General features: G+C 66.3%; 5 protein-coding genes. 1 reads left to right on the top strand and 4 read right to left on the bottom strand.

What is annotated here, in order from left to right:
• Positions 1-1,168, top strand: a 1,168-nt coding sequence (locus ACI38Z_RS01240) for an aldo/keto reductase (protein ID WP_439788375.1), incomplete at its 5' end; no start/stop codon positions are given.
• Here the strand turns inward: ACI38Z_RS01240 and ACI38Z_RS01235 are convergent.
• The 4 genes from ACI38Z_RS01235 to ACI38Z_RS01220 all read right to left on the bottom strand — a co-directional run.
• On the bottom strand, positions 1,165-2,148 hold the full coding sequence (locus ACI38Z_RS01235) for a DMT family transporter (protein WP_439788374.1): 984 nt from the start codon (positions 2,146-2,148) through the stop codon (positions 1,165-1,167). The genes ACI38Z_RS01240 and ACI38Z_RS01235 overlap by 4 nt on opposite strands.
• Before the next feature lie 11 nt (positions 2,149-2,159).
• Complete coding sequence (locus tag ACI38Z_RS01230; RefSeq protein ID WP_439788373.1) at positions 2,160-2,708, bottom strand: hypothetical protein; 549 nt, start codon at positions 2,706-2,708, stop codon at positions 2,160-2,162.
• A gap of 85 nt (positions 2,709-2,793) precedes the next feature.
• Positions 2,794-5,226 (bottom strand): DEAD/DEAH box helicase, encoded by a 2,433-nt coding sequence (locus ACI38Z_RS01225; protein ID WP_439788372.1) that lies wholly within the window; start codon positions 5,224-5,226, stop codon positions 2,794-2,796.
• Between the two features lie 15 nt (positions 5,227-5,241).
• On the bottom strand, positions 5,242-5,733 hold a 492-nt coding region (locus tag ACI38Z_RS01220), incomplete at its 5' end, for a BREX system ATP-binding domain-containing protein (RefSeq protein WP_439788371.1).

Genomic DNA, 5,733 nt, shown 5'->3' with positions numbered 1-5,733 from the left:
CGGCAACCCGCTCTCGCTCCTTGGCTTTGGCTGCATGCGCTTCGAGCGCACGGGCGGCCCGGGCGGCGGCCGCATTGACTACCCCAAGGCCGAGGCGCAGATCATGCGCGCGATCGAGCTGGGCGTCAACTACTTCGACACGGCGTACATCTACCCCGGGAGCGAGGAGCTCCTGGGCACCGTGCTCGAGTCCAACCACGTGCGCGACCGCGTCAACATCGCCACGAAGCTGCCGCAGTACCTCATCAGGAGCTCCGCCGCGATTGAGCGCTACTTTCAGGAGGAGCTCCGCCGGCTGCGCACCGACCACGTGGACTACTACCTCATGCACATGCTCACGGACGTGGTCGCCTGGCGGAAGCTCGAGCGGCTTGGCATCCGCGAGTGGATCGAGGGCAAGAAGGCCTCGGGCGAGATCCGCAACATCGGCTTCAGCTTCCACGGCAACACGGAGATGTTCCTCAAGGTGCTCGGCGCCTACGACTGGGACTTCTGCCAGATCCAGTACAACTACATGGACGAGAACTCGCAGGCCGGGCGTGCCGGCCTCCTCGCGGCGGCGGAGCGCGGCATCCCCGTCATCATCATGGAGCCGCTGCGTGGCGGAAAGCTCGTCAACCTCCTCCCGCGGGAGGCCCGCGACCTCATCGCGCGCGACGCACACGGCTGGTCGCCGGCGGAGCTCGCGCTCCGCTGGCTCTACAGCCAGCCCCAGGTCACGTGCGTGCTCTCGGGCATGAACAGCATCCCCATGGTGGAGGAGAACTGCCGCGTCGCGAGCGAGGCCACGGTCGGCTGCGTCACGGACGCGGACCTGCGGCTGATCGACCGGGTGAAGGAGATCGTTAACGAGCGCATGCGCATCGGCTGCACGGGGTGCGGCTACTGCATGCCCTGCCCCAAGGGGGTCGACATCCCCAGCGCCTTCCGCTGCTGGAACGAGATGTACACAGAGGGCAAGGCCGTCGGCCGCAAGGAGTACTGGCAGGTGGTGAGTCTGCGCAAGGAGCCGGCCTTCGCCACACAGTGCGTGCGCTGCGGCAAGTGCGAGGCGCACTGCCCGCAGCACCTGCCGATCAGGGACGCGCTGCCCCAGGCGGACCGCGACCTCAGGCCGCCTCACTACCGCGTGGCGGGCGCCATCGCCAGGAGGTTCGCCCTGGGCTAGGCGTCCGTCGCGACCTCGCTGGGACCACGGTTCACGATCACGATGCCGGCCGAGACGAGCACGAGCGCGACTACCGCAAGCAGGGGGTTCAGCGCGGAGGTCTCGTTCAGGAGGATGGCGGAGAGGACCACGCCAAAGACGGGGTTCATGAAGCCGAACACCGCGACCCTCGAGACCGGGTTGGCCGAGAGGAGCATCGACCAGAGCGTGTAGGCGGCCGCCGAGATGAAGCCCATGTAGGCGAGAAGCGCGAGCGCCGCCGGCCGCGACGGTGTGAGCTGCCCTCCGGTCGCCCGGCCGATGAGGGTGAGGACCACGCCTCCGACCAGGAACTGCCAGCCGCTCAGGAGCACGGGGTCATGCCTCTTCGAGAAGTCGCGTATGAGGCAGCTGGACGTCGCGGCCGCGATGGTTGAGAGGAACACGAGGCCCTCGCCGATTGGATTGAAGCTGAGCGAGCCGCCCGGCTTCAGGTTCACGAGCAGCACGCCCGCAAAGCCCACAAGGCATCCCAGTACCTTGCGCGAGGTCAGCTTCTCCTGCCTGAAGACGAGTGCCGCGAGAATGATCACGACGAACGATGCGCTCGCCTCAATGATGGAGCTCGCGACGCCAGAGGAGCGGGAGAGTCCCGGATAGAAGAGGCCGTACTGGAGGACGGTCTGGAAGAGGGACAGGCGCAGAATCGCCTTCCAGTCGGTCGCGCGGGGGAGGAGCGGTCGTCCGCGCTTGACGCTCATGAACGCAATGACCATGCATCCCGCTATGGTGAACCTGACGCCTGCGAACAGGAGCTGGGAGGACGTGGCGCTACTTGCGATTCCGAAGAGGGCGTTGCCAATCTTTGTGCAGGGGAATGCCGACCCCCAGAGCAGGCAGCTTGCGGTCGCGAACAGGAGGAGGCCCGGCGTGCTCGAGAGGAACGCGTTTCGACGTGACTCGCGCTCGCTGATTGCCGTGGCGTTGGCTTTGTCTGACACTTGCGGATGTCCTATCTGCGCGCCCTGCGAAGGTTCTTGAGGCGGCTCTCGCATTGCTTGCAATAGTTCGCGTATTCCTGCTGGGAGCGCTGGTCGGGACCGATGACCTCGCCGAGTCGCTTGAGCTGGAGGCGCGCCTGCTTCGCGTGTCCCGTGTTGATGAGCGCATCGACGGTGGCCTGCGTGAACTGCGCGACGAGGCTCGGGTCATGGTCGTATGAGATCCACGTCTCGTAGTCGTGCATGAAGTTGGCGACGTCACCCGTCTGCTTGAACCTCTCGAGCATCGGGTTGCAGGTCTGCTTGACGTCCAGCTTCATGCGGGTCTTCCGTGCGGTCGTCATCGCGAAGAGCGCGACGAGGACGATGGCCACCAGAACCACGAGGCCGATGAGGAACGTGGACGTGGTGTCGAGCTTGGCGACGTACTGGAGCAGGAAGACAACGACGATCGTGACCGCGAACGCGGCAATCACGATGGCCCTCTGGCTCGACGTCGCCATCTGGGCTCCCTTTGGGACGCTCCTTTCGCCCTGCGTCTTCTTGTCGTCCTGCGCCATGGCCTCTCCTCTCGGTTCCCTACCGGCTGCGTCAACTACCTTAGTCGATTGCGCGCATGCGTGCATGCAGCGTTTTGCCTGATAGCTACTGCCTTGGACTCCCCGTGAGCCGATGGCCCGTTCCCGGCAGGAAGCCGCCCTGCTCGCTCGACGGGGCGTCCGGCCAGCCGAGGACTCGCTCCACCATACCGTTGACGTCGAGCACGCCGTATGCGAACCCCTTGCGTATCAGCTCCTCGGGGACGAACTCGTCGTACTTGTCGAAGTACGGGACCTCCCCCGGATAGACGAGCTCGAGGGGGTCCGAAAGCGAAGCCGCGGCCTCCTTCACGACGCGATAGAACGTCTCGGCGTCGGCTCGCATCGTGAACTGCATGAAGTACGGCCGCGAGGAGTCCAGGCCCTTGAGGCCGAGCTCGTCCGCGCACTTGATCTTGATGAGCCTCTCCAGCGCAAGGAAGGCGTAGCTCCCAAGCCAGGGAAACAGGCACCATGCGGTCCCTCCCACGCAGATGAGGGGCTCTGCGGTGACGTCGGCGTTGCGTGCCACGTGGCGCGCCTGTGCCAGGCGCGCCCGCGCGTTTCTCCGCAGGTAGGGATACATGGCGTCCTCGTCCAGCGCCACGCGCATGCGCTCGAGGATGCGCGTGTTCACGTCTCCTGCGACCATGCCGAAGTATGCCGGGACCTTGCCCTTCACGGGCGAGCACTCGATGAGGTGCCGCTTGTAGTCGATCTCCTCGACGACCCACGTCGCTCCCGCGATGGCGATGCGCTCGCCCACGGGTGGCGGCTGGACGATCGTCCCAAGCTCCTGCGACTCGCTCCTGACCGTGAATTCCTCGTCCTCGCTGAACACCGCGTAGAACTTGAAGTTGTTCGTCACCCGTTCGCCGGCTATCCCGACGATCAAGCCACCCTCGTCGGTCTGCTGTATGTGGTCAATCTCGATCAGGTGCCTGAGGAGGCATCTGAAGTCGTCGGTCGATATCCTGTGGAACGGCGTGAGCGTGAGCACGCGGCGGGCCAGCTCGGCAGGGGAGAGCTCTCCCGTGCTGGCGAGCGTCGCCATGGTCTGGTGGTACAGCAGGCTGTAGGGCAGGCCGTCGAGGCGCGGCGGCTCGACCCAGCGGTCCTCGAGGTAGAGCTGTACCAGGGCGATGCCTTGAAGGAGCTTCCAGGGGATGGTCTCGGGGAGAAGGGCGCGCGCCTCGGGCTCGTCCTCGCGCATGAGGAACCACATCTCGCTCGGCTGGCCGCGTCTGCCCGTTCGTCCCATGCGCTGCAGGAACGAGCTGACGGTGAACGGCGCGTCGATCTGGAAGGCCCTCTCGAGCCGTCCGATGTCGATGCCGAGCTCCAGGGTCGAGGTCGTCACGGTCGTGAGGTTCGCGTCCTCGTCGCGCATGAGCGCCTCGGTCGACTCGCGGAGGCTCGCGGAGAGGTTGCCGTGGTGTATGAGGAACCGGTCCGGCTCGCCCGTCGCCTCGCAGTACTGGCGCAGCGTGGTGCAGACCGCCTCGGCCTCCTCCCTCGAGTTCGCGAACACCAGGCACTTGTGGCCGCGCGTGTGCTCGAACACGTAGGCGAGTCCCGGGTCCGCGAAGACCGGGGCGCTGTCCGTGGGCGCCTCCGCGGCGGGCTGTTCCGTCTCGGGAGCCGGGCGTTCCGGCTTCACGTCCTCCACGCGCTCCCGTGGGGACGGCACGAGCTCTTCCCGAGCCTGACGCAAGGGTGCCTCGTAGGTGGGCTCGCCGGCATCGCGCCGTGCCTTCGAGTTGCCCAGGCCGTCCACGCCGCGTTCCGGCGCCTGCGGCCCGGAGGTGTAGAAGTGCTCCATGGAGATGCGCCAGCGCTCCTTGGGACCATCCAGCTTCGGTATCACGCATCCGCGTCCGGTCCCGGCGCTCAGGTACCTGCCCGTCGCCTCCGGGTCACCGATGGTGGCGGAGAGGCCGATCCTGCGCGGGTTGACCCCGGCGAGTCGGCTCAGGCGCTCGATGCAGCAGAGGCACTGGTCGCCACGGTCGCCGCGAAGGAGCGAGTGCACCTCATCTATGACGACGTAGCGAAGGTCCCCGAAGATGCGCCCGATTGCGGCATGGCGATGGAGGAGCATGGCCTCAAGCGACTCCGGCGTGATCTGGAGTATGCCGGAGGGGTGCTTCATCATCTTGCGCTTGTGCGACTGGGAGACGTCCCCGTGCCAGTGCCAGACCGGGATGTCGGCCTCGGCACAGAGGTCCTCGAGGCGGATGAACTGGTCGTTGATGAGCGCCTTGAGGGGGCCGATGTAGATGGCACCCACGGAGGCGGGCGGGTTCTCCCAGAACTCCGTCAGGATGGGGAAGAACGCCGCCTCGGTCTTCCCGGACGCGGTGGACGCGGTGAGAAGGACGTTCTCGTCCGTGTCGAAGATGGCATCAGCCGCGGCAACCTGGACCGAGCGGAGGCTCTGCCAGTCGTGCTCGTAGATGAAGTCCTGGATGAAGGGGGCGTAGCGGTCGAAGGTGGACATGCTCCTCTCCCTTCGCTAGATGCTGAACTCCGTGAAGTCGTCATTGCGCTCGGTCGGCGCGGCGGGGACGGTGACCCCGCGCTGCGACCTGCCCGAGGCCTCGCGCTCCTCGACGGCGCTTTGGACGGGTGCGTTGAGCTCGTCGCTCGAGAGCAGGTCGTCGATGGTGAGCGACGGGTTCTGGCTCAGGATGTCGAGCATCTCCACGAAGTCGCGTATCACCTCGCGGGGCGTGAGGTGGGTGTCCGCGCCCACGCGGCCGTACTCGACCTGCATGAAGCGCACGAGGTCCTCCTGCGTGAGGGTGCGCTCGTAGCCGAAGAGCCCCGCATGGATGTCCGCGAGCTTCTCGATCAGCACGAGGAGCTCCTCGTGGGTGAGCGGCTGCAGCCTGATGACCGGTGCGAGCATGTCCACGAGCCCGTCCTGGGCGAAGCGTCCCTGCGTGAGCCTGCTGCGCAGCGCCTCGTACGAGTAGATCCCGCGTCGCCTGTCCTCGATGGACTG

This window comes from Parafannyhessea sp. (assembly GCF_051876455.1).
Classification (GTDB): domain Bacteria; phylum Actinomycetota; class Coriobacteriia; order Coriobacteriales; family Atopobiaceae; genus Parafannyhessea.
This window is presented reverse-complemented; position numbering and strand designations above follow the sequence as displayed.